The sequence below is a fragment of the Achromobacter sp. NCFB-sbj8-Ac1-l genome, from assembly GCF_052695805.1.
This window is the reverse complement of record NZ_CP199812.1, coordinates 609,155-633,628: the sequence shown is the minus strand read 5'-3', so window position 1 is coordinate 633,628 and position 24,474 is coordinate 609,155. Positions and strand designations below refer to the sequence as shown.

General features: G+C 65.4%; 22 protein-coding genes. 8 read left to right on the top strand and 14 right to left on the bottom strand.

Going from position 1 to position 24,474, the window contains the following annotated elements:
- The first annotated feature begins 4 nt into the window (after positions 1–4).
- From ACUDP5_RS02970 to ACUDP5_RS02960, 3 genes are all read left to right on the top strand, one after another.
- Positions 5–1,204: a ribonucleotide-diphosphate reductase subunit beta gene (locus ACUDP5_RS02970; RefSeq protein ID WP_263914351.1), complete on the top strand. Its 1,200-nt coding sequence runs from the start codon at positions 5–7 to the stop codon at positions 1,202–1,204.
- Positions 1,205–1,546: 342 nt separating this feature from the next.
- On the top strand, positions 1,547–2,191 hold the full coding sequence (locus ACUDP5_RS02965) for a histone H1-like DNA-binding protein (RefSeq protein WP_263914352.1): 645 nt from the start codon (positions 1,547–1,549) through the stop codon (positions 2,189–2,191).
- Between the two features lie 181 nt (positions 2,192–2,372).
- The gene (locus ACUDP5_RS02960) at positions 2,373–2,933 is read left to right on the top strand and encodes a YggT family protein (protein ID WP_445658128.1); all 561 of its coding nucleotides are present in this window, start codon (positions 2,373–2,375) and stop codon (positions 2,931–2,933) included.
- Positions 2,934–3,058: 125 nt separating this feature from the next.
- Here ACUDP5_RS02960 and ACUDP5_RS02955 read toward each other — a convergent pair whose 3' ends face one another.
- The 13 genes from ACUDP5_RS02955 to ACUDP5_RS02895 all read right to left on the bottom strand — a co-directional run bounded on the left by ACUDP5_RS02955 (position 3,059) and on the right by ACUDP5_RS02895 (position 14,682).
- Complete coding sequence (locus ACUDP5_RS02955; RefSeq protein WP_445658127.1) at positions 3,059–4,507, bottom strand: D-alanine--poly(phosphoribitol) ligase; 1,449 nt, start codon at positions 4,505–4,507, stop codon at positions 3,059–3,061.
- A 16-nt stretch (positions 4,508–4,523) separates the two neighbouring features.
- Entirely contained in the window at positions 4,524–5,651 is a 1,128-nt protein-coding gene (locus ACUDP5_RS02950; RefSeq protein ID WP_445658126.1) for an MBOAT family O-acyltransferase, read from the bottom strand.
- 7 nt (positions 5,652–5,658) lie between these two features.
- Positions 5,659–5,865: a hypothetical protein gene (locus ACUDP5_RS02945; RefSeq protein WP_263914410.1), complete on the bottom strand. Its 207-nt coding sequence runs from the start codon at positions 5,863–5,865 to the stop codon at positions 5,659–5,661.
- Positions 5,862–7,040 carry a D-alanyl-lipoteichoic acid biosynthesis protein DltD gene (locus ACUDP5_RS02940; protein ID WP_263914357.1) on the bottom strand — a complete coding sequence of 393 codons (1,179 nt, stop codon included), beginning with the start codon at positions 7,038–7,040 and terminating at the stop codon, positions 5,862–5,864. Before ACUDP5_RS02940 ends, ACUDP5_RS02945 begins: the two co-directional genes overlap by 4 nt.
- On the bottom strand, positions 7,018–7,257 hold the full coding sequence (locus ACUDP5_RS02935) for an acyl carrier protein (RefSeq protein ID WP_445658125.1): 240 nt from the start codon (positions 7,255–7,257) through the stop codon (positions 7,018–7,020). The genes ACUDP5_RS02940 and ACUDP5_RS02935 overlap by 23 nt, the downstream gene beginning before the upstream one ends.
- A gap of 409 nt (positions 7,258–7,666) precedes the next feature.
- Positions 7,667–8,170 (bottom strand): outer membrane lipoprotein, encoded by a 504-nt coding sequence (locus ACUDP5_RS02930; protein WP_025137621.1) that lies wholly within the window; start codon positions 8,168–8,170, stop codon positions 7,667–7,669.
- 225 nt (positions 8,171–8,395) lie between these two features.
- Entirely contained in the window at positions 8,396–9,337 is a 942-nt protein-coding gene (locus tag ACUDP5_RS02925; protein ID WP_263914358.1) for a carbohydrate kinase family protein, read from the bottom strand.
- A 12-nt stretch (positions 9,338–9,349) separates the two neighbouring features.
- Positions 9,350–10,654, bottom strand: coding sequence for a DUF3426 domain-containing protein (locus tag ACUDP5_RS02920; protein ID WP_445658124.1), 1,305 nt, complete (start codon positions 10,652–10,654; stop codon positions 9,350–9,352).
- Positions 10,655–10,677: 23 nt separating this feature from the next.
- Positions 10,678–11,604: a 50S ribosomal protein L11 methyltransferase gene (gene prmA / locus ACUDP5_RS02915; protein WP_263914361.1), complete on the bottom strand. Its 927-nt coding sequence runs from the start codon at positions 11,602–11,604 to the stop codon at positions 10,678–10,680.
- A 114-nt stretch (positions 11,605–11,718) separates the two neighbouring features.
- The gene (gene accC, locus ACUDP5_RS02910) at positions 11,719–13,065 is read right to left on the bottom strand and encodes an acetyl-CoA carboxylase biotin carboxylase subunit (RefSeq protein WP_263914362.1); all 1,347 of its coding nucleotides are present in this window, start codon (positions 13,063–13,065) and stop codon (positions 11,719–11,721) included.
- A 9-nt stretch (positions 13,066–13,074) separates the two neighbouring features.
- Positions 13,075–13,536: an acetyl-CoA carboxylase biotin carboxyl carrier protein gene (gene accB / locus ACUDP5_RS02905; protein ID WP_263914363.1), complete on the bottom strand. Its 462-nt coding sequence runs from the start codon at positions 13,534–13,536 to the stop codon at positions 13,075–13,077.
- An 88-nt stretch (positions 13,537–13,624) separates the two neighbouring features.
- Positions 13,625–14,059: a type II 3-dehydroquinate dehydratase gene (gene aroQ / locus ACUDP5_RS02900; RefSeq protein WP_025137627.1), complete on the bottom strand. Its 435-nt coding sequence runs from the start codon at positions 14,057–14,059 to the stop codon at positions 13,625–13,627.
- A gap of 89 nt (positions 14,060–14,148) precedes the next feature.
- Positions 14,149–14,682 carry a TlpA family protein disulfide reductase gene (locus tag ACUDP5_RS02895; RefSeq protein ID WP_263914365.1) on the bottom strand — a complete coding sequence of 178 codons (534 nt, stop codon included), beginning with the start codon at positions 14,680–14,682 and terminating at the stop codon, positions 14,149–14,151.
- A 110-nt stretch (positions 14,683–14,792) separates the two neighbouring features.
- Between ACUDP5_RS02895 and mpl the strand changes: the two genes are divergently transcribed.
- The 3 genes from mpl to ACUDP5_RS02880 all read left to right on the top strand — a co-directional run bounded on the left by mpl (position 14,793) and on the right by ACUDP5_RS02880 (position 18,817).
- Positions 14,793–16,163 (top strand): UDP-N-acetylmuramate:L-alanyl-gamma-D-glutamyl-meso-diaminopimelate ligase, encoded by a 1,371-nt coding sequence (gene mpl / locus ACUDP5_RS02890; protein WP_445658123.1) that lies wholly within the window; start codon positions 14,793–14,795, stop codon positions 16,161–16,163.
- 41 nt (positions 16,164–16,204) lie between these two features.
- Positions 16,205–16,807, top strand: coding sequence for a YqiA/YcfP family alpha/beta fold hydrolase (locus ACUDP5_RS02885; RefSeq protein WP_263914368.1), 603 nt, complete (start codon positions 16,205–16,207; stop codon positions 16,805–16,807).
- A 72-nt stretch (positions 16,808–16,879) separates the two neighbouring features.
- Positions 16,880–18,817, top strand: coding sequence for a ribonuclease catalytic domain-containing protein (locus ACUDP5_RS02880; protein WP_445658122.1), 1,938 nt, complete (start codon positions 16,880–16,882; stop codon positions 18,815–18,817).
- A gap of 176 nt (positions 18,818–18,993) precedes the next feature.
- On the opposite strand, the gene ACUDP5_RS02875 is transcribed toward ACUDP5_RS02880, so the two are convergent.
- Entirely contained in the window at positions 18,994–20,325 is a 1,332-nt protein-coding gene (locus ACUDP5_RS02875) for an IS110 family transposase (RefSeq protein WP_445658121.1), read from the bottom strand.
- Positions 20,326–21,208: 883 nt separating this feature from the next.
- On the opposite strand from ACUDP5_RS02875, the gene ACUDP5_RS02870 reads away from it, so the two are divergent.
- Together ACUDP5_RS02870 and ACUDP5_RS02865 are read left to right on the top strand one after the other, a co-directional pair.
- On the top strand, positions 21,209–21,880 hold the full coding sequence (locus ACUDP5_RS02870; protein WP_263914371.1) for a response regulator transcription factor: 672 nt from the start codon (positions 21,209–21,211) through the stop codon (positions 21,878–21,880).
- On the top strand, positions 21,867–24,362 hold the full coding sequence (locus ACUDP5_RS02865) for a sensor histidine kinase (protein WP_445658120.1): 2,496 nt from the start codon (positions 21,867–21,869) through the stop codon (positions 24,360–24,362). The genes ACUDP5_RS02870 and ACUDP5_RS02865 overlap by 14 nt, the downstream gene beginning before the upstream one ends.
- Positions 24,363–24,474: the final 112 nt, after the last annotated feature.

The following is a 24,474-nucleotide window of genomic DNA, read 5'->3' as shown; positions in this document are numbered from 1 at the left end:
AATCATGATTAATTGGGAAGACGACACCCTCGCCACGCAACCTGCACAAGCCCCCGCACCCGCGGCGGGTGGGCAGGCTGCGCCCGAAGTCCGGGCGGCGACCGGCGTGTTCGGCGACACCGCCCTGCCCACGCCCGCCGCGCCTGAACACGCGGCAGGCCTGGCGGCCAGCGGCGCCGCTACCTCGCAGCGCGTGAAGGTTGCAGACAAGCGCATCATCAACGGCGAAACCGACGTCAACCAGCTGGTGCCGTTCAAGTACAAGTGGGCTTGGGAAAAGTACCTGGCCACTTGCGCCAACCACTGGATGCCGCAAGAAATCAACATGTCGCGCGACATCGCCCTCTGGAAGAACCCCAACGGGCTCACCGAGGACGAGCGCCGCATCGTCAAGCGCAACCTGGGTTTCTTCGTCACGGCCGACTCGCTGGCCGCGAACAACATCGTGCTGGGCACCTACCGCCACATCACGGCGCCTGAATGCCGCCAGTTCCTGCTGCGCCAGGCCTTCGAAGAAGCCATCCACACCCACGCCTATCAATACATCGTCGAAAGCCTGGACCTGGACGAAGCGGAGATCTTCAACGCTTACAACGAAGTACCGTCCATCCGCGCCAAGGATCAGTTCCTGATCCCGTTCATCGACGCGATCGCGGATCCCAACTTCAAGACGGGCACGCCCGAAGCCGACCAGACGCTGCTCAAGTCCCTGATCGTCTTCGCTTGCCTGATGGAAGGCTTGTTCTTCTACGTGGGCTTTACGCAGATCCTGGCGCTGGGCCGCCAGAACAAGATGACCGGCGCGGCCGAGCAGTACATGTACATCCTGCGCGATGAATCCATGCACTGCAACTTCGGCATCGACCTGATCAACACCGTCAAACTCGAAAATCCGCACCTCTGGACGCCGGAATTCCGCGAAGAAATACGAGAACTCTTCCGCAAAGCGGTCGAACTCGAATACGCTTACGCCGAAGACACGATGCCGCGCGGCGTGTTGGGCTTGAATGCACCCATGTTCAAATCCTACCTGCGCTTCATCGCCAACCGTCGTTGCCAGCAAATCGGTATCGAACCGCTGTACCCGCAGGAAGAAAATCCCTTCCCGTGGATGGCGGAAATGATCGATCTTAAGAAGGAACGCAACTTTTTTGAAACTCGCGTGATCGAATACCAAACTGGTGGCACGCTGAGCTGGGAGTAACGTAGTTCGCCATCGGGTCCGGCGCGGGCACGCTCGAAAGCGCGTCGCGTTCGCGCCAGGCCTGAAGGCGATCTCCCAGGTCAGGGTGTTTTCGAACACGTAGAACAAGCGGTAGGCGGTCTGTGATCAGACTGCCCACCGGCGCCATTTGAAATGGCTCGCGCCAAAGGAGCGGGGGCCATATCAAATGGCTGTGCCGAATTCATTAGCGCAAACCGTAGTAGCTGTTGCTCGCACAGAACAGCGGCATGCGCCGATGAATAGCCCGGGCACGGTTCGCCTTGTTGGCGAGTCGGGGCACGGGTTTAAGTTCTGGGACCCCTGAACCTAAGGAGCATGACCATGGCAACAGCCAAGAAAGCCGTAAAGAAAGCGGTGAAGAAGCCCGCCGCCAAGAAGGCAGTAGCGAAGAAGGCCGCTCCGGCCAAGAAAGCCGCTGTCAAGAAGGTAGCAGTCAAGAAAGTCGCCGCCAAGAAACCGGCAGTGAAGAAGGTTGCCGCCAAGAAGCCGGCAGCCAAGAAGGTCGCAAAGAAAGCGGTAGCCAAGAAGGCCGTCGCCAAGAAAGTTGCGGCCAAGAAGCCGGTAGCCAAGAAGGCAGCGGCCAAGAAGGTCGTCGCCAAGAAGGCGGTTGCCAAGAAGGCCGTCGCCAAGAAAGCGGTAGCCAAGAAGGTCGTCGCCAAGAAAGCGGTAGCCAAGAAGGCCGTCGCCAAGAAGGCGGTTGCCAAGAAGGCCCCCGCTGCCAAGAAGGCGGTTGCCAAGAAAGCCGTAGCCAAGAAGGCTCCGGCTGCCAAGAAGCCCGCTGCTGCAAAGCCTGCCGCTGCAAAGCCGGCTGCTGCCAAGAAGCCCGCCGCCGCCAAGAAGCCCGCTGCGAAGAAAGCCGCTCCGAAGAAGCCCGCTACGCCGCCGTCCACGGCTGCTGCGCCGGGTGCGAAGACCGCGCTGAACCCCGCCGCGTCGTGGCCGTTCCCGACGGGTGGCCGTCCGTAATCGGACCGGTCCACATCGGTAGCAGTACCTCAAGCCGCCTGGCCCTGGCCAGGCGGTTTTTTATTGCCCCGACGGCCCACCCATTTCCGCTGCGCGACAAGGCGATCCCGCCATCCGGACACTATCGCGGCGCCCTTGGCGTGAGACAATAAAAGCCGTCTTTATTTGGTAGATAGCGTCCATGCTCGGTGAAATCCTTCGCTTCCTGCTCGAAATCGCATTCACGCTGTTCGGCGCGGCCCTGATCGCCCGCGCCTGGATGCACGCGATACGACTGCACCCCTTCAATCCGCTGGCACGCGTCATCTACCAGGCCACCAACTGGCTGGTGCTGCCGCTGCGCAAGATCATCCCCGCCGGCAACAAGATCGACTGGACCAGCATCGTGGCGGCCTGGCTGGCGGCGCTGGCCTATCTGGTGCTGATCTGGATGGTCGCGCTGGGCGCCCTGCTGCCGGCCGTGCTGCTGCCCAAGTTCCTGCTGGGCGCCCTGTTCATGGCGGCCAAATGGGCGCTGAACCTGGTCGTGTGGCTGACCCTGATCCAGGCCGTGCTGTCCTGGGTCAATCCGATGGCGCCCATGATGCCGCTGCTGCAAGCGCTGACCGCCCCGCTGCTGGACCCGGTCCGTCGCCTGCTGCCACGCACCTCGATCGACTTCTCGCCGCTGGTGCTGCTGATCGTGGCCCAGATCGTGCTGATGGTGCTGGCCCGCCTGAGCTACAACGTGGTGGGCGTCTGACGCGCACCGGATAGGCGGCCGCTGGCAAGACGCCAGCGGGCACTGACAAAAAAGGCCCGGGCATTCCGCCTGGGCCTTTTTTTGAATTCGAGCGGGATGCAGGCTCGCGCCTTGCCCGCTCGGGATCACGCCGGGATCGCGGCATAGATGTCGATCAGCTTCTTGCGATCGATCTTGTGATTGTTCGACATCGGCAACGCCGGGCAGGCGACCAGTTCGGACGGCACCATATAGGGTGGCAAGCGCAGGGCCAGGCGGTCTTTCCAACCCGACAAGGCGTCTGGCTGCAGAAAGCGTGCATCCGCCTCGCCCGTTGCCCCGCCGGCCACGAAGCCGATCAGGCGCACCGCCGTGCCATCCGGCCGGCGCAGCACCGCGCAGGCGCCCCCCTGCACGCCCGGCAGGCCATGCAGCGCTTCGTCGATCTCGGCCAGTTCGATGCGGTAGCCGTTCAATTTGATCTGGTCGTCCATGCGGCCACGGCAGAACAGCAGCCCGTCGGCCTCCATCTGGCCCAGGTCGCCTGTGCGGAAGCCGCGGCGGCCATCTTCAGCCACGAACAGCTTGGCCTCATTCAGGTCCGGGCGGTTCAGGTAGCCGCGCATGACGTGGTCGCCCACGATGCAGATCTCGCCGTCCTGCACGCGCAGTTCGCAATCGGGCTTGGCGTAGCCCACGGGCAGCGGATCGTGGGCCGCCAGCACCGCGTCCGTGACGTCGATCCAGGTGGTGGCCACGGTGGCTTCGGTCGGGCCGTAGGTGTTCAGGATCACGGCGTCCGGGAACCGCTGGCGCAGCTTTTTGGCCAGCGCGGCCGGCAAGGGCTCGCCGCAGAACAGGAAGGTGCGCAGCGTGGGCAAGGTGGCGGGCGAGAAATCGCGATTGGCCAACTGCTGGTGCGCGAACGACGGCGTGGACACCCACACCGTGATGCCATTGGCGGCCAGTCGCGGCATCCAGGTAGCCGCCGCGCCGATCTGCTCGCGCGAATTCAGCACGCAGGTGCCGCCAGCGGCCAGCGTGGCGAACACTTCGTACATGGACAGGTCGAAGCTGAACGGCGCCTGGTTCATGAAGATCGGCGCATCGCCCAGGCCGAAGCTTCCCAGCATCCAGTCGCCCAGCAGGCCGACGCTTTCGCGGCCGATCTGCACGCCCTTCGGGTCGCCAGTGCTGCCGGACGTGAACATGACGTAGGCCAGTCCGCGCTCGGCCAGCTCGGCGCCGTCGCCGGGTTCGAAGCCCTGGGCCGCCGCGTCGTAGACAGCGGCAGCGCGCACGATGTCGACGATACGGCGCAGGCGCTCGGGCGGGTAGATGGTATCGACCGGCACGAACGGCGCACCGATCAGCAAGGCGCCCACCATGGCGACGAAGAACGAGGCCTCTTTGTGGCCGTAGATGGCCACGGGCACGTCGGCCGCCGCACCGTGCTCACGGGCCTGTTCGGCCCACGCCACGGCTTCGTCACGCAGTTGCGCCCAGGTCAGGCTGCGGTCGGCCGCGACTACGGCGAGTGCGTCAGGCGCGCGCTCGGCGTCAACAAACTGGAAAGTCTTCAGGTCGAAACGCATGCCGAAACTCCGGGCATCAGATGGGGCTGCGGCCGCTGAACACGTAAAGCGCCAGGGCAGCGAGAATCAGGGTCAGGATGCGCCCGAGAAAGCGCATGACGGGATGGGCCAGCGTGGCCTGCAGCGCCGGCCGCGTGCGGGCAGCGTTGATGAGCAGGTTGTGGCCCACCGAATACGCCCCGAACATCAGGCCGCTGACGATGTAGTGCAGCGACAAGCCGTTCCAGACGCCCATGGCCAGCAGCGTGGCGAAGATGCCGATGTTCTGCGCCGCCATGCGATGGCGTGCGAAGAACGGCGTCTTGCTCAGCGCCTTGTAGATCGGCATGAACACGACGTCGCGCAGCCACTCGGACAGGCTGATGTGCCAACGGCGCCAGAAGTCCTGCGGATTGAGCGTGGCCAGCGGGTTGCGGAAGTTGATCGGCAGCGTGAAGCCGAACAACATGCCGATACCGATGGCCATCGTGGAATAGCCGGCGAAATCGAAGAACAGGTAGGCGCTGTACAGCGAGGCATTGAGCGCCACGCCGCTGAACGTGTAGTCGTGCGCATCCAGGGTCGCCAGGCCGTAGCGCCAGATCAGTTCGGCCAGGCCGAATTTCTGGATCACGCCCAGCATGATCAATTCCAGGCCGGTCAGCCAGGTATTGAGGTTCACGCCTTCGTAGCCGCGCTTCAGGTCGGCCTGGAAATTGCGCCAGCGGTACATCGGCCCGGCCAGGAGCGTCAGCGGGAAGAACAGGTAGATGAAATAGTCGAGCGGCGAGATGCGTTCATTGCGCTGGGCAAACAGCAATACGTCGATGGCGCGAAAGGTGGCGAACGACAGCCCCAGCATGGCGCCCAGGTGCGATACCCCGGTCTTGACCAGCAGCAGCGGCGTCATGGTGATGACGACGGCCAGCCAGGTGGGGATGTAGTTGCGGCGCACAGCCCACAACGCCGTGCCCGAAATCGCCAGCAGCGCCAGCGGCTGGTAGGGCCGCGCCCAGAATACGGCCATCCAGACGCCCAGGCAGATCACGCCGATGATGTGGCGATAGCCGATGCGCAGCGGCATGCCGAAAGACCGATAGGCCAACAGGCCCAGCCCGCCGCACAGGGCGCCGCCGAAAAAGCTCAAGCTTGCGAACAATTCCATGCTGCGGTCAGAACTGTTGGTATTGGAATTCGACCTTGATAGGTCCGCCGCTACCCGTGGTGGGCTGCGCTTGCAGCACGAACACCAGGATCACCCCGATATACAGGCACAGGTGCCAGAAGAAACGCCGGCCCCACGCCAAGCCCGACTTGCGGGCGCCTTGATCCTGGGCGCCGTCGCCGGCAGCCGGATCGGCCTTACGAAAGAGTTTCATCGGGAAAAGTACTCCGCAATACCTTGGTCCGCCATCGCCCAACCGAGCTCGGCCAAATGCATGTCATCACGCACCATGCCGGGTTCGAAGGGAATGCTGTACAGGTCCAGGCACCCCATCTGGTAGCGCGTGCACATGCCCGTGATGGCGGCCACCACCGGGTCGAAGCGTTCGACGTCGAGGATGAGCTTGGGGTTGAACGGCTGGATCACGAAGTAGGCCTTGACCTTGCGCTTTTGCAGCAAGGCCATGACGCGCGACAGGTCGCCCAGCTCGGTGCGGGTGATCGGATCGACGTCGGCAAACTCGTTGCGGGCTGGCGAATACAGCGACGCCAGATACTGCTTGTAGTAGTCGTCGCGCACGTCGTAGGGATTGTTGCTGCCCAGTTGATGCTCGACCTCGCGCGCCTCATGCGTCAGGCGCGACCACTGCCCGGCATTCAGCCGCGCCGACGACGGCCACGACACGAAACGGTGCGCCGGCACCGACAGCTTGCTGCGCGGCCGATCAGGCGCGGGTTCCTTGCGTGCGTTCCACCACAGCGCCAGCTTGTCTTTGAGCTCGGCGACCTGGCCATTGGCGATCAACCACAACAAGCCCCAATTGGCGTTGTCGGTGATCCAGTTCTGCATCTGCTCGCGCGTGCTGGGCTTGTCCCAGAGGCGATCCCAGACGGGGCCGGTCACGTGTTCGGCGAACGCGCTGCGCGGCAACTGGCCGCCCGAAGCGAACCACGCCGGCGATACCATGATCACCAACCGCGTATTCGGCGTCAGCGAATCCGCCACCGATTCCAGCACGCTGACGATGCCGTAGGACTGGAACATGGCGTGGCCATAGGCCAGCGTCGGCACCTTCAGTTCTTCAGGGAAGAAGCGATAAGGCACGAAGCGCAGGTCGTGGCTGGACAGTTCGGACGACCCCAGCACCACCAGCGTGCCGTCGCTGAGCGCATTGCCCAGCCGGGTCAGGTTGACGTGCTGCGTGCCCCAATCCGGCCCCAGATTGGGCAGATAGTTGCTTTTGTCCGACGCCACCGTGGACACCGGGCTGACGATGCGGGTCAGCAGGTCATCCGCGCCGCAGTAGGCCCCATACGCCAGGGCCACCGCCGTAGTGGCAGCCGCGACGTGGGACAACAGGCGGGTATTACGAAAGATTGGCAGCGACATAGCCGGCGAGCGTGCGGACCGACTGCAGGTGCTCTGCGATCTCGGGAGCCGGGATGCTGCAGCCGTACTCCGCCTCGACCGCCAGCGTGATGTCCACGGCGGCGAGCGAATCGACCAGGCCGGTGGCAATCAGTTGTGTATCGGGAGTGACTTTCTTCAGGACGATCGACTCGACGATCTCGCCGATCTTGGTGTGGAGTTCTTGCTCGGTATACATAAATAGTGCGGCGTTACGCGTTGCCTCGTCGGCAAAACATTCCCCGCCCCGAGATACAGGACGGCGAGTATACAAAAAAACGGTTGAAAATCGACTGACTTCCACCGCCACTTGGACCGACCTGCCGACGCACTTGGTTACATGAAAATCGCGCGTCGAGATCGCTCACGGGTGCAATCATGGCACTTCAAACGTTGAATCGCCATGAAACTTACAGACCAATTCGCTATAAAAGGCTCGTAAACGTAACGCCTGCGGGTAAATACCGGGTGCTGCGTTGCAGCGGAGCGACAGATTCTTACCACCCTGACCAGGGGCTAAACCCGCGCCACGGTTGCTGAACCGGCCCTTGAAATGCAAAAAAGCCCGCTTGCGCGGGCTTTTTGCTGCCAGAGGCTGGCCAACAGGCTTACATCGGCGTGACGCGGGTCGGGCCGGCGCCACTGATGACCTGGACGCGTTGGCCGACACTGATCGGCACGTCGGCTTCCTGGGCCACGACGCGGGTTTCGCCGTTATCGAGGCGCACCGTGATTTCGTAGCCGGAATTCTTGCCAACACGATTTTCCACCGCATTGCCTGCCAGGGCACCCAGGATGGCGCCACCGACGGTGGCGATGGTGCGGCCCGTGCCGCCGCCGACCGCATTGCCCGCCACACCGCCGAGCGCACCGCCGGCAAGCATGCCGACGCCGCTGGACTTGTCGTTCTGGATGACGATCGGGCGCACGCCCGTGACCGTGCCCGTGCGGACGATCTGCTCGCGCTGGGCCTGGTCGTAGCTATAGACGCCGCTGGAGGCGCTGGGATTGGCGCAACCGCCCAAGACGGCCATCGAGGTCACGACAGCAGCCACGGCCAGCCACCGGCCAGTACGCGGCGTCAACAGGGAAAGGGTTTTGCTTTGGTTCATTTGGACTCCTCGTTCGGGCACTGCCGACGAACTGATCATACTCCGCCAAAACAGGGCGGCAGCCTAACGTGCAACACACTGAAACGCACCGCCACGGGCGGAAAAGCCGTTTGCAAAACCGGCCGCGGCGGAAAAAAGCCGCGGCGGCCGGGTCATATCACGACGTATTCGACCATGGCGGCGCGCCCAGGTTCCCGAAGGGTCCTTTGCCCGCCGAAACGGCGATCAGAGCGGCAGGTGGATGCCGTAGGTGGCGTGCAGCACCGCGTCGATCTCGGCGCGCGAGGGCGCGTGGTTCTGCGGACCGCGCGAGGCGATCTTGATGGCACCCATGACGTTGCCCAGGCGGCAGCTGTCTTCCCAGTTCCAGCCGCTGGTCAGGCCGTAGAGCAGGCCGCCACGCTGCGCGTCGCCGCAACCGGTGGGGTCGACCACCTGGGTGGCGCGCACCGGCGGGATCTGGATCGTCTTGCCTTCGGTCAGCAGGGTGGCGCCTTCGGCGCCACGCGTCACCACCACGGCCTGCAGCCGGGTGGCCAGGTCGGCCATGCTGCGGCCCGTGCGCTGCTCCACCACGCCAGCTTCGTAATCGTTGACGGTCAGGGCCTGCGCCAGGCCCAGCATGCGTTCCAGGTCGGCGCCGTCGAACAGCGGCATGGCCTGGCCCAGGTCGAAAATGAACGGAATGCCGCGCTTATGCAGGCGCTCGGCATGAGCGAACATGCCCTCCTTGGCGTCCGGAGCCACGATGCCCCAGGCGGCGTCGGCATCGCTCAGGTCGTTGGTGGCCGAAAACGACATGGCGCCCGGGTGGAAGGCGGTGATCTGGTTGTCGTCCAGATCGGTGGTGATGAAGCACTGGGCGGTGAAGGTGTCCTTCACGACCTTGACGCGGCTGACGTCGATACCCAGGCCCGTCAGGCGTTCCAGGTATTCGCCGGCGTCTTCGCCCACGGTGGCCACCGGCACGGGCTTGCCGCCCAGCAGATTCATGTTGTAGGCGATGTTGCCCGAGCACCCGCCGTATTCCTTGCGCATGCTGGGCACCAGGAACGAGACGCTCAGGGATTGGATGCGGTCGGCCAGGATGTGCTCTTTGAAGCGGCCTTCGAACACCGCGATGGTGTCGAACGCCATCGAACCGCAGACCAGAACAGGGGTCGCCATGAATGTCATCCTTTACGGAAAGAATTTGTCGAGTTGATAGCCGTTGACTTGAACACCCGTCACCTCAATCGGCACGGAAATCTTGAGTTCGCCCGCCGGCCCGAAGGGGCCCTGCAACTGGTCGGGCGTCAGGTAGTTCTCGGGCATGAGCACGCGGCGCACCACCACCGTGTCCGACAGGTCGGTCAGGTCCAGTACCAGCGCGGGCCAATGCTGGGGCTTGTCGTAGCGGTTGCGCAGCACCAGGTTCAGCACCAGCCGCGTGCGGCCGTCGTCGATGGCGGCCGCGCCGGTGGGCGGTTGCAGCGACGACGAGGAAATCGCGATGCGTTCGAGGCGGCGGGCATAACCGACCGTGCAGCCCATGGGCTTGCAGGCGGCTTCGAGCGCCGGGCGCAGCACGGGCACGGAATTGGCGATGTCGACGCGATAGACGTAGAGCAGTTGCAGGCCCAGTGCGATCAGGCCGACCAGGCAGGCGTACCCCCAGACTTTGCGCATGAGGCCACGGCGTTCCTGCCGGTCCTGGTCGAGGAATTCGGGGGGTGCGCGGCCGACGTCGGTGGCGCTGGAATAGCGGGTACGTGCATCGCCCAGGATCGGCTCGCGCGGATCGGCGTCCGGATCGTCCTCGGGATCGGCGTCGGCGTCAGGGTCGTCGCGTGGCTCGTCGCGCGGCTCGTCGCGCACCACGAAAACCGGTTCGGCAGGCGCCGGGCTGCGCGGGGCATTCCCATGCGCGGCGGGCGGAGTGTCGCGAACCGCCACGATGGGCTCGTCGCGCCAGGCCGGCGCAGCCGGCTCCTGCCAGCGCGGTGCGGGCGCGTCGTCGTACCGATCCAGGTCTTCGTTTTCGTCTTCGTCGTCATCGCCCTCTTGCGCCAACACGGCGTCGGGTTCGATGCGGCGACGGATGTCATCGCGGCCACGAAGGACGGCGGGCGGGATGGCGGGCAACGGTGGGGCTTCGCTGGACGGCCGCTGCACCACCGGCGCCTCGTCGGCGCGCGCCAGGGGCGGCAGCGCGACGGGCGTTGCCAACACGGGTGCCGCGATGGGCGGGGCCGAGAACGGCGCCGGCGCCGACGGCACGGCCGCGGCGGGCACGGCCACCGTGGGCGCGGCGCCCGCTGGCTTCGGCCCAGCGGCGGACGGCAGGTCTGCCGGGGTGGTTGCCGATTCGGGCAGCAGGCAGGCGCGGCCGTCGAACACCGTGGCGCAGGCGCCGCAGCGAACCAGGCCGTTGCGGACCCGCAGTTGGTCGGGCACGACCTTGAACGAGGTGCCGCATTGCGGGCAGCGGGTGGTCAGGGCCATGATGCGATCCTGCGCGGCCCGGCTCAGGCCTTCTGGCCGTGCAGGCAGACCCAGCCGTCGCGGGCGCGCCAGACCGACATGGCGATCCAGGGCGCGTAGGCGGCGGCCACTTCTTCGGCCTGGCGCTCCAGCACGCCGGACAGCACCAGGTGCCCCCCCGCGGCAACGCGGCCGGCCAGCATGGGCGCCAGCACCTTGAGCGGATTGGACAGGATGTTGGCCACGACCACCTGGAAGGTGCCGTCGGCCAGGCCGTCAGGCAACATGGCCTGCAGCTCGACGTGGTTGACCTCGGCGTTGAAGACGGTGCTCTGCACCGCCTGGGCGTCGATATCGACCGCCTGCGTCGGACCGGCCCCGAGCTTGCGCGCAGCGATGGCCAGGATGCCCGAGCCACAGCCGTAGTCCAGCACGGTCGCGCCGCGCGGCAGTTCGGCTTCCAGCCAGGCCAGGCACAGGTGGGTGGTGGGATGGCTGCCGGTGCCGAAGGCCAGGCCCGGATCGAGTTCGATATGGATGGCGCCGTCGTCGGCAGCAGGCGTTTGCAGCCCCGGCACATCCGGGCTGTCGCGGTGCCAGCTGGGCACGATCCAGAGGCGTTCGGCGATGTGGATCGGGCCGAATTGCGATTGCGTCAGGCGCACCCAGTCGGCGTCCGGCACGTCACGCAGGCTCCAGCCGGCAAACAGCGCCGGGTCCAGTTCGCCCGCCGCGGCGGCTTCTTCCATGATCTGCGCGGGGTCGGCTCCGTCGGGCAACAGCGCCACGACGCGGTTGCGCTCCCAGGCCTGCACGTCGGGCTCGGTGCCGGGCTCGCCGAACAGGGGCCGCTCGTCGTCGGTGCCCAGGTCGGCATCTTCGACAGAGACCGACAGCACGCCGGCTTCGAGCAGCGCGTCGGACAGGGCCTCGGCTTGCGCCTCCTGGCAGTGGAGCACGAGTTCACGCATGATGATTCTTCCATCTGGCCAACGGGCCGCGGCAAACGCCGCGGCCCGGTCAGCCGGTTAAGGCAACGCCTTGATCAAGGCGGTAAAAAAGGGGCACGAGGCCCCTTCGGCTGGTCAGGGACGCTGCGCCAGCTTGTTTTCCAGATAGTGGATGCTGGTGCCGCCTTCGACGAAGCGGGCATCCTGCAGCAGCTCGCGATGCAGCGGGATGTTGGTGGAAATGCCTTCCACCACCATTTCCGACAGCGCCGTGCGCATGCGGGCCAGCGCCTGGTCGCGCGTATCGCCGTAGGTAATGACCTTGGCAATCATCGAATCATAGTTCGGCGGCACGAAATAGCCGTTGAACGCGTGCGAATCGATGCGCACGCCCGGGCCGCCCGGCGTGTGCCAGTTGGTGATGCGGCCGGGGCTGGGCACGAAGCGGAACGGATCTTCGGCGTTGATACGGCATTCGATCGCATGGCCCTTGAAGACGATGTCGCGCTGACGCAGCGTGAACTTCTCGCCAGCGGCGATCAGGATCTGCTGCTGCACCAGGTCGACGCCGGTGATCAGTTCGGTGACCGGATGTTCGACCTGGATGCGGGTGTTCATTTCGATGAAATAGAACTCGCCGTTTTCATACAGGAATTCGAACGTGCCGGCGCCGCGGTAGCCCATCTTGCGGCAGGCGTCGGCGCAGCGGTCGCCGATGCGCTCGATCAGGCGACGGGCGATGCCCGGGGCCGGCGCTTCTTCGATGACCTTCTGGTGGCGGCGCTGCATGGAGCAGTCGCGTTCGCCCAGCCACACGGCGTTGCGTCCGCCATCGGCCAGCACCTGGATTTCCACATGGCGCGGGTTCTCGAGGAACTTCTCCATATAGACTTCAGGGTTGTTGAACGCGGCGCCCGCTTCCGAACGCGTCATGGTGACGGCGTTCAGCAGCGCGGCCTCGGTGTACACCACGCGCATGCCGCGGCCACCGCCGCCGCCGGCGGCCTTGATGATGACCGGGTAGCCCACTTCGCGCGCGGTGCGGATGATTTCCTGCGGATCGTCGGGCAACGCGCCCTCGGAACCCGGCACCACCGGCACGCCGGCTTCGATCATGGCGCGCTTGGCGCTGACCTTGTCGCCCATCAGGCGAATGGTGTCGGGACGCGGGCCGATGAACACGAAGCCGCTCTTTTCGACGCGATCGGCGAAGTCGGCATTTTCGGACAAGAACCCGTAACCCGGGTGGATTGCCTCGGAATCCGTGACTTCGGCCGCCGAAATGATGGCGGGCATGTTCAGGTAGCTGTCGCGCGACGGCGCAGGCCCGATGCACACGGATTCATCGGCCAGGCGCACGTACTTGGCTTCGCGGTCGGCCTCGGAGTGCACCACCACGGTTTTGATGCCCAGCTCGCGGCAAGCGCGCTGAATGCGCAGGGCGATTTCGCCCCGATTGGCGATCAGGATTTTTTCGAACATTTTCAGCTATCAGCCAATGACGAACAGGGGTTGACCGTACTCGACGGGCTCACCGTTTTCGACCAGGATTTCTTTGATGACGCCGGACTTGTCGGCTTCGATTTCATTGAGCAGCTTCATGGCTTCAATGATGCACAGCGGGTCGCCTTCCTTGACGGTGGAACCGACGTCGATGAACGGCGCGGCGCCCGGGTTCGGCGAGCGGTAGAAGGTGCCGACCATGGGCGCCTTGACCACGTGACCCTGGATCGCCGGGGCGGCTTCCGCGGCCGGGGCGGCAGCGGCGGCGGGGGCTGCGGCAGCCACGGGCGCGGCGGGCACGCCGGCTTCGGGCTGGTGGTAGGCCACCGGCTGCAAGGTCTGCGAGAACTTGACGATGCGAACCTTGCCTTCGCCTTCGGTGATTTCCAGCTCGGCGATACCCGATTCAGCCACCAGGTCGATCAGGGTTTTGAGTTTTCGGAGGTCCATAGAAGCTGCTTCCCGAGATAGTGTCGGCAACGTCCCGGTGTTCGGGTTCGCGCCATATAAGATGTAAAAGCGATGAGTTGGTGCGAGATCAGTGCCGCACTGCGTAACGCAGAGCCGCTTCGTAGCCATCCGCGCCCAGGCCGCTGATGAGGCCTACTGCCAAGTCGGACAGATATGAGTGATGCCTGAAGGGCTCTCGCTTATACAGGTTGGACAAATGTACTTCAATAAATGGGATCGCGACCCCAGCCAGCGCATCGCGGATCGCGACGCTGGTGTGCGTATATGCCGCCGCGTTGATGATGATGAAGTCCGTGCCGTCTTGCCGGGCCGCCTGGATGCGGTCAACCAGCGCACCTTCGTGATTGCCTTGCCACGCCGTCAGCGTGGCGCCCAATTCGCCCGCCAGCAACTCAAGCCCCTCGTTGATCTGGGACAGCGTGAGGCTGCCGTAGATGTGAGGTTCCCGGGTGCCTAGCAGGTTCAGATTCGGGCCATGCAATACCAGTATGTTTTGCGCCATGCGCTTGCCAATGAGTGGATTGCCAATTGTTGGCAAAACAGCCGATAAACCAGCTTTTTACGCCAATTCCTATTATTTGTCCAACAGACTTACGCCTTGAGGCCGGACAGCGTCTGGTTCAAGTCGTCGGGCTGGATTTCGCCCAGTATTTTCCGGTTAATGCTGCCATCTGCATTGAAAACGATGGTAAATGGCAGGCCGCCACTGGGATTACCCAGTTTGCGCAGGGTATCGATGGCCCCTGCCCCAATGACCCACAACGGGTAGGAAACCTGTACTTTCTCGACAAATTTTTGCATGTTGGCGGCGGAATCGACGCCGATGCCGACAAAGCGGATTTGTGGGTACTTTTTCTGCAAGGCGTCGAGTTCGGGCATTTCCTTGACGCAAGGCGCGCACCAGGTGGCCCAGAAATTGACGACGATGGGCTGCCCTTTCCAGGCGGCCAGCGAGTGGGAGGCGCCATTCAGGTCGGGCAGTTGCAGTTGCATCAGGCCGGCGACGGGATCGTCGGCAGCGGCTGCCGGTGCGGGCTGGGGCTTGTTGCGGCCCAGAAGCGTGTAGCCGCCCGCGACCGTGGCGGCTATGGCCACGCCGGCGGAAAGGAGTAGGCGTCGATTCATGGCGCGATCATAACCGTTGCAGCCGGTTTGCGCCGCAACCGCGCCAGGCCTGCCCGACGCGCCGGTGCGGCCGCTGCCTATATATACAATGCAGGTCAGGAGAGTTTTCAATGCACCTGCACATTCTTGGCATCTGCGGTACGTTCATGGGTGGCCTGGCGCTGATCGCGCGCGCCGCCGGCCACAAGGTCACCGGTTGCGACGCGGGCGTGTACCCGCCGATGAGCACCCAGTTGTCCGAACAGGGAATCGAGCTGATCGAGGGCTTCGGCCCCGAACAGATGGCGCTCAAGCCCGACCTGTACGTCATCGGCAACGTGGTCAGCCGCGGCAACCCGCTGATGGAAGCGATTCTGGAATCCGGCGCCCGCTATGTGTCCGGCCCGCAATGGCTGGGCGACAACATCCTGCCCGGCGCGCACGTGCTGGCCGTGGCCGGCACCCACGGCAAGACCACCACCAGCTCGATGCTGGCCTGGATCCTGGAAGCCGCGGGCATGGCGCCCAACTTCCTGATCGGCGGCGTGGCCCCCGACCTGCAGGTGTCGGCGCGCTACGACCCGGCCCGCCGCCCCTTCGTGATCGAGGCAGACGAGTACGACACCGCATTCTTCGACAAGCGGTCCAAGTTCGTGCACTACCGCCCCCGCACGGCCATTCTGAACAACCTGGAATACGATCACGCCGACATCTTCCCCGATCTGGCGGCGATCGAAACCCAATTCCACCACCTGGTGCGCACGATTCCGGCGACCGGTCGCATCTTGCGCCCCGCCCGATCCGACGCCCTGGATCGCGTGATTGCGCGCGGATGCTGGTCGGAAACCATCACGTTCGGTCCTGATGGCGCCTGGCAGGCCGCCCCCCCCGATGCGGACGGCGCTTTCGAGGTACTGCACGATGGCGCCTCGCCGGGCACCGTGCGCTGGACGCTCACCGGCGAACACAACCGCATGAACGCGTTGGCGGCGCTGGCGGCGGCCGAACACATCGGCGTGCCGGCGGCCCAGGGCATCGAGGCGCTGGGACGCTTTGGCGGGGTCAAGCGCCGCATGGAACTGCGCGGCACGGTCAACGGCGTCAAAGTCTATGACGACTTTGCGCACCACCCCACTGCCATCGCCACCACCCTGGAAGGCCTGCGCCGCCAGGTCGGGTCGGCCCGCATCCTGGCCGTGCTGGAACCCCGTTCCAACACCATGAAGCTGGGCGCCATGGCGGCCCGCCTGCCCGAATCACTGGCCGACGCCGACCTGGTGTTCTGCTTTGGCGCCCGCGCCGGCAAGCACGCCCTGGGCTGGAATCCGGCCGAGGTGCTGGCGCCCCTGGGCGAACGCGCTTCCAGTTACGATGACATCGACGCCCTGGTGGCGGCCGTGGCGCACGCCGCCCGGCCCGGCGACCAGGTGCTGGTCATGAGCAACGGCGGATTCGGCGGCATCCACGGCAAGCTGCTCGCCGCGCTGGAACCGCGCGGCTGAGGCGCCGCCCGCCTCCTGCCCGGCCACTCGAAAGGCACGACATGATTCTCTATCTGCACGGTTTCCGTTCGTCGCCGACCTCGTTCAAGGCCCGCATGATGGCCGACGCCATGGCCGAGCGCGGCCGGGCCGCCGACTGGGCCTGCCCACAGTTGCCGGCCAGCCCGCGCGAAGCTGCCGAGCTGGCGCTGGACATCGCCCGCCGCCAACTGGCCCAGGCGGCCGATTCCCTGGCGCTGACCGTGGTGGGCTCGTCGCTGGGCGGGTTCTACGCCACCTGGCTGGCCGAACAGCTGGGCTGCAAGGCCGTGCTGCTGAACCCCGCCGTCGAGGCCGCGCGCGACCTGGCGACCCAGGTGGGCGAGCACCGCATGTATCATTCCGACGCGCCGTTCGTGTTCCTGCCCGCCTATGTCGACGAACTGGCCGCCCTGCACGTACCCCGCATCACCCGGCCGGACCGCTACTTTCTGGTGGCGGCCACGGGCGACGAGGTGCTGGATTGGCAGGAAATGCGCGATCGCTACGCGGGCTGTCGCCAGCGTATCGTGCAAGGCAGCGACCACGGTTTGTCCGACTTCGCCACCTGGCTGCCCGAGGTGCTTGATTTCGCCCTTGGCCCCCAGCCGGATGGCCCCAGATAATCCCCTGTACTCAACACTCTATATATAGCTGCGCAAGGCGGCGCGTGCGCGCCGCCCAGGACGACCCTCACCATGTATGTGTTTTACGAAGACGACGGCAGCTTCAAGGCCGGCCATATCCTGTCTGAAACCGACGCCAGCCTGCAGGTGGAATCGGAGTCGGGCAAGCGCAGCAAGATCAAGCGCGCCAACACCCTGTTCACCTTCGCCGCGCCCGACCCGGCGGCGCTGATGAGCCAGGCGGCCGCGACCGCCGAGACCCTGGACCTGCAATTCCTGTGGGAATGCGCGCCGCAGGAAGAATTCGACACGCCCACGCTGGCGGCGGACTATTTCGGCCATGCCCCCACCCCGGTGGAGCAGGCCGCACTGCTGATGCGGCTGCACGGCGCGCCGGCCTATTTCCATCGCCGGGGCAAGGGCCGCTACCGCCCCGCCCCGCCCGACATCCTGGCCGCCGCGCTGGCCGCGCTGGACAAGAAACAGCGCCAGGCCGAGCAGCAGCAGGAATGGGTCGACGAGATGGCCGCGGGCCGCCTGCCCGAGCCGATCGCCCAGGCCGCCGAGTCGCTGTTGATCCGCCCGGACAAGAATTCGCAGCAATGGAAGGCCCTGGACGCCGCCTGCGCCAAGCTGGGCAAGAGCCCGGACCGCCTGCTGCTGGAACTGGGCGCGTGGCCGCACGCGCTGGCGCTGCACAAGCGCCGCTTCCTGGCCGTGAATTTCCCGCGCGGGCTGGCCTTCCCCGACCTGGAGCTGCCGCCGATCGACCGCGAACTGCCGCTGTCCGACGCCGAGATCTATTCGGTGGACGACGTGACCACGACGGAAATCGACGACGCCTTGTCGGTGTCGAGGCTGCCGGACGGCAATCTGCGGGTGGGCGTGCACGTGGCTGCCCCCGGCCTGTCGGTCACGCGCGACAGCGAGTTCGACAAGCTGGCGCGCGCGCGCCTGTCGACGGTGTACATGCCGGGCGACAAGATTCCGATGCAGCCGGACAACGTGATCCGCGCGTTCTCGCTTGATGCGGGGCGCGAGGTGCCGGTGCTGTCGCTGTACGTGACGGCCAACCCGGAAACGGGCGAGGTGATTGAGTCCGAAACTCGCCTGGAGCGCGTAGTGGTGCGCGAGAACCTGCGCCACAACATGCTGGACACGCAAGTCACGGAAGAAAGCCTGTCGGACCCGGCAGCAGACCTGCCCTACGGCCACTGGCTGCGCCCGTTGTGGAAGCTGGCGCAGGCGCTGTCGGCGCAACGTGAAAACGTGCGCGGCAAGCCGGAAAACAATTCGCGGGTGGAATACAGCTTCTACCTGGACGGCGACCCCGACGATCCGGACACACCAGTGCGCCTGGTGCCGCGCCAGCGCAATGCGCCGCTGGACCGGATGGTGGCCGAATACATGATCCTGGCGAACAACCTGTGGGGCGGCCTGCTGAACCAGCACGGCGTTCCGGGGATCTACCGTTCGCAGCAGGCCGGGCGGGTGCGCATGAGCACGCAGGCGCTGCCGCACGAAGCTATCGGGGTGCCGCAATACGCGTGGAGCACGTCGCCGCTGCGCCGCTATGTGGACCTGGTGAACCAATGGCAGCTGATTGCCGCCGTGGAACACGGGGTGTCGGCCCGCCTGGTGGCGCCCTTCAAGCCGCGCGACGCGGACCTGTTCGCGATCATCGGGGCGTTCGACGCGCAATATGCGGCCTGGGCAGAGTTCCAGAGCGCGATGGAACGCTACTGGTGCCTGCGCTGGCTGAAGCAGAACCACATTACGCGGACGGTGGCGCATGTGCTGCGCGAGGATTTGATCCGGCTGGCGAATTGTCCGTTGGTGACTCGGATTGGCGGGATGCCTGAGTTGGAGCGGGGGACGGCTGTGGAAGTCGAGATTCTGGGGATGGATGAGTTGTCTTTGGAACTCGATTGCCGGTATGTGGGAGAGGTGAGCATTTCTGCTTCTTCTGCTTCTTCTGCTGATTCTGCTGCTGAGGGTGCGGGTAGCTGATTGTTTCTTCGCGTCTTCTTCGTAGGCCGCCCCTGGCGGGGGTGGCATGCGGAGTGGGCGCCCACGATTGCGGTCCGGAGCCTTCGCTCCGGACTTCCCCCTCGTCATCTTCGTCCGGGCCTACGGCCCCTCCTCTCAAGAATCTCCCGTCAAGCTGCTGATTTGTTTGGGGTTTTTTACGCTGTCTCTGGAAGTGGCGTGAGGCTATAGCCCATCGCCTGGGCGCGCTTGGTCAAGTGATGCATGACGCGCTGCTTGTAGCGTTCCTCGTAATACAGCTCGCCCTGGTCGACATATTCGGTGCCTTTGGTGAGCATGGCGTAGATCAGACGAGCCAACTTGTGGGCCGCAGCGGTGATGGCGCGAGGCTTGTCCAGGCGTGCGCACAGCCGTCGGTAATAGGCACCCAAGGCCGACTGGCTTGTTCGCAACGCAGCGGCGGCCAGGCGCAGGGCTTGGGCGGCGCGGTTTGGCGAGCGCTTGGTGGCGCTGCTCAGGACCTTGCCCCCGGAGATCCGTGTCCCCGGGCACAACCCGAGCCAAGAGGCGAAGTGCTTGGATGTGGGGAAGCGGGTCATATCAGGCCCGACCTCGGCCAGGACTTTGAAGGCGGTCATTTCATCGACCCCATTGATGCGGGTCAGGTCCACGCCGCACATGGCGAACAGGTGCGTGCGCAGGTCGAAGGCCATGGCCTTCTTGGGCCAGCGACGCTGGGACTTGCCTGGGTCGCCGTCATGGCGCTGTAGCTTATGCAGCTCAGTCTGGATGAGCTGATCGCACTCATAGAGCTGGCTCTGATACGCGTCGTACAGGGCAAGCGCCTGGCGTAGCGCGAACAGGTGCTCATGGCGCCAGGTCCCTTGCAGGGCTGCGGCGATATCGTCTTCGCTGGCCTTGACCTGGCGCTTTTTAAGGCGGGCCAGGACGTGGGGATCACGCTCGCCGGCCACGATGGCGCGGATGATGGCCTGGCCGGTGACCCCGACGACGTCCGAGAGCACTTGGGTCAACTGGATGTTCATCTGCGTGAGCGCCTTCTGCATGTGCTGCACGTGGCGCACCTGTGAGGCCAGCAGCATCTGGCGTTGGCGCGAGAACTCGCGCAAGACGCAGATCTGGTCCGAAGGCCGGAAGGCGCTGGCCAGCAGGCCGTAGCTCATGAGCTGTTGCAACCACTGGCAGTCCAGGACGTCGGACTTGCGGCCGCAGACGTTCTTGACGTGCCGGGCGTTGACCAGATAGACAGTAAAGCCCTGGCTGTCGAGCAACTCGTACAAGGGGATCCAGTAGACGCCGGTGGACTCCATGGCGACCGCGGTAATGCCGCAGTCCTTGAGCCACTGCGCCAGGCGATAGAGATCGGCAGTAAAGCTCTTGAACTCACGAACGGGCTGCTCATCGCGGTCGGCAGGCACGGCGACAAAGTGACTGGCCGAGCCGATGTCGATGCCTGCGGCATCGGGGTGGGCCAGGGTTAAGGGTGCAACAGACTTGCGCAGGGACATGGCTTGCTCCATGATCACAAACGGAATGCCGCCGGGCATGGGTACGTCGTTGTACTCACTCTCTCAAACGGGATGCACGCGCTATGCGTGTGCTCACCAATGTCGGTGACGTCACCCGGGGCCATGCTTCAGAACGGGCGTGCGCTAACACGCACCACTGGAAGGTCGGTCTTTACCTGGCGGCATTCCACCTTGCCACAGCCGATGCCACGGAGAAAGTTTCTTCGTCACGGGTGTCGTGCATGACGACTATTGGGCTTCAGATTCCCTCGGGCGCATCGAGGTTGCCCACTCCGCATGCCACCCCCGCCAGGGGCTACGTGCGTCTGAGTTTGTCGCGCTGCTAGACCTGTGGTCAGGGATGACGTTGCTGCTGCCCGCCGATGACGGCCGCGCGGGCGGCCGCCAGCGGCTTACGCGGTGTCTTGGTTTGCTTGATGACGCTTGCGCGCTTTTTGTCAGTTGCTTGCTTGGGGGCCTCCCCATTTGGGGGTGGGCGGTGATGGGCGGCGCGATGGCGGGTGGTTTGCGTTTGAAGGGCTGTGGCGCGCCGCCCATCGTTGTGGGGGCTGGGGTTCTTGCCGAATAGGGTTCTTTCGGCGGAGCCGGATGTTTGTCACATCGGTTCATTTGGCAGCCACGATTCCTGCCACTAGCGCTTTTCCATGGGGCCGGCGTTCGTACCTACTAATGCTCGTTTGAGGGGCCGTCGGTCCATCGCGCACACCCTCCACCGACCGCGCCTGTTTTTCTCTTCCCCGTTGCCCCGCGCACGGGAGACCGCCAACGCCGCGGGCGGCCTTCGAAGAGCTGGCCGCCCACTAAAACGCACAGCCTCCCGTTAAACTCCCCCAAAAAACCACAACAACATTGGAGAACAAACATGCGCATTTTGCTCGTCGAGGACAACCTTGACCTGGGCGATGCCGTGGAGAGCAAACTGCGCTCGGCCGGCCATAGCGTGCAGTGGGTGCGCAATGGGGTGGAGGCGTTGCGGTGGGGGTTGGACGAGACGTGGGATGCCTTGGTGCTCGATATCAACCTGCCCGGCAAGGATGGGTTTACCGTCATTCGGGAACTGCGGGCCGCGGGGCTGGAAGCGCCGGTGCTCGTCGTCACGGCGCGGTCCGAGATCGAAGACAAGATCGATATGCTGGACCTGGGAGCCGACGATTATCTCGTCAAGCCGTTTGATCTGCGCGAACTTGAGGCGCGGCTGCGGGCGTTGCTGCGGCGGCCGGCGGGGCAGACCACCAGCGTCACCACCTATGGCAACCTGAGCCTGGACATGGCCAATCGGCATGTCGTGTTGGCTGGCATGCCGCTGGAACTGGGGCGGCGCGAATTTCGGTTGTTGGAGATTCTGCTGGGCAAACTGGGGCAGACCGTGGCCAAGGAGCGGTTGATGAACCAGCTGTTCGACCTGGATGATGGGTCGCTCAATGCGCTGGAATTGCTGATTTCGCGGCTGCGCAAGAAGCTCGCGGGTGCGTCCATCGATATCGTCACCGTGCGGGGCGTGGGGTATCAGGCCCGCAGCCATGAGCCTTCCTGACAGCTTTTCGATCCGCCGGCGCGTCTTCACGTTGGGCGCCGTGCTGCTGGCCTGCGCGTTGCTGGGGCTGGTCTTCTTTTTGCGCGGCTATGCCCAGCGGGCCGCCGAGCAGGCGTTTGACCGGCTGTTGGCGGCGTCGGCGCTGACGATTGCGGGGTCGGTGCAGATCGAGGACAACGGCGTCACCGTGGAACCGCCGGTGTCGTCGCTGGCCATGCTGTCGGGCAGCGAAAGGGTGTTCTACGAAGCGCGCACCTCCAACGGCCGGCTCATTACCGGCTATGCCGATCTGGCGCCGGGCCTGCCGTTGGCGCAGTCGGCCACGCCTGTGTTCACGTATCTCAGCTATCACGATGAACCCGTGCGCGTGGCGACAGTGGGGCGGCTGGTGTCGGCCAGCCAGCATGCGGGCTGGGTGACCGTGCGGGTGGCGGAAACGCTGGGGTCGCGCGAAGAATTGGCCGATGAAATATTGGGGCGCAGCGTGTTGCCGTTGATCGTGGTGTCGCTGGTGGCGTTGGGGCTGCTGTGGTTCGGGGTGCAGCGGGCCTTTGCGCCGCTGGCCGTGGTGGAACGCGAACTGCGGCGGCGGGCGCCGGATGATCTGGCGCCGCTGGTCACCCCCGTGCCCAGCGAAGTGCGGCGGCTGGTCGAGGCGCTCAATGCCTTCATGCAACGGCTGTCCGGGCTGATGGATACGCTGAACACGCTGGTCGCCGATGCCGCGCACCAGGTGCGCACGCCGCTGGCCTCGTTGCGGGCGCAGGCCGAGGTGGCGCTGGACGAAACCGACCCCAAGCGCCTGCACGAGCGCCTGGGGCGCATCCACCAGAACGCCACGCATGCCAGCCAGCTCATCAACCAGCTGTTGATGGACGCCACCATCACGCACCGGCTGGGCAAGGGGTCGCGCGCGCCGGTGGGCGTGGCCGAGACCATCAATGAAACGCGGCGCCGCATCGGGCCGCTGGAGGCGCAGCGGCTGCGCATCGAAATCGCGCCGCAGGTGCGGCGTGCGCGCATCGCAGGCGATCGCGTGGCCTTGCGCGAAATGCTGCGCAACCTGGTGGACAACGCGCTGCGCTACGCGCCGGACGGCACCGTGGACATCCAGGCCACGCCCGTGGCCGGGTTCCGGGTGGCGCTGACCGTGTCCGATCGCGGCCCCGGCATCGCGGATGACGAAAAGGATGCCGTGCAGCAGCGCTTCATACGCGGACGGACGGGAGAATCGCAGCCGGGTTCCGGCCTGGGCCTGGCCATCGTGCGGTCGGTGGCGGTGGCGCACGGCGGGTCCCTGTGGCTGCAGGACCGCCCCGGCGGCGGCCTGTCGGCGCGGGTGATCCTGCCGCTGGCGCGCCAGCGCAGCGGGGCCGGCGGGCGCACGCTGGCGGGTTGGCTGGGAGCCGTGTTTGCGGCCGCGCTGCTGCTGGCGGCCGCCCCGGCCGACGTGCGCGCCGCCGACATTCCGGAAATCGTGACCCGCTATCCGGCGCCGCAGCCGTCGTCGCGCGTGCTGACCATCGCGGGGCCGACCGACACGCCGGTGGTGGCGCCGCTGATCCTGGGCTTTCAGGCGCAGCGGCCCGACGTCACCGTCGTGTATCGCGAGATGGGCAGCCGCGAACTGTACGAGGCGGCCATCGAGAACCAGCTGAAGGACGTGGACGTGCTGATGAGCTCGGCCTCGGACTTGCAGATCCGGCTGGCCAACGACGGCTACGCACAGCGCTATGCCTCGCCCTATGCGGCCAAGCTGCCGTCGTGGGCGGTGTGGCGCAACGAGGTCTACGGTTTTACCTTCGAGCCGGCGGTGTTCGTCTACAACCCCAAGCGCTACACCGAGGCCACCGTGCCGCGCTCGCGCCAGGACCTGCTGCGCACGCTCGAACACGACCGCGCGCGGCTGCATGGGCGCGTGGGCACCTATGACATTTCGCGCAGCAGCGTGGGCTACCTGATGGCCGAACAGGACGAACTGGTGTCATCCAATTTCTGGGGCCTGGCCAACGCCCTGGGCCAGGTCGGCGTGCGCTTGTCGGCCACCAGCGCGGACCTGCTGGACGCGATCGAGAACGACGAGATGGACCTGGGCTACAACATCCTGGGGTCCTATGCGCTGTCACGCCAGGCGGCGGGCAGCAAGATCGGCATCGTGTTTCCGCAGGACTACGTGCTGGTGCTGGCGCGTTCGGTGCTGATTGCCCGCAAAGCGCCCAATCCGGACCTGGGCCGCGCGCTGGTCGACTGGCTGCTGTCGCCGGCCGGCCAGCAGGTGGCGTCCAGCCACGCGGCGCTGGGGTCGATCATGGAAGACACACCGGGGCGCTGGACCTCGGAGGCCGTGCTGGCACGCTCGCAAGGCATCGTGCAGCCCGTGGTGCTGTCACCCGCGCTGCTGGTGGGGTTGGACCAGCGGCGGCACTCGCGCTTCGTGCAGAACTGGATTCGGCTGGTCACCGATACGCCGGAACGGCCCTAGGCCACACCGCCCCGGCACGACGCCGCGTCGTGCCGGCGGGCCTGCTCCCGACCACGGGATTACCCCTATCCCACCCTGCCCCCCATGACAGGACGACGACAGACGCCGGCCC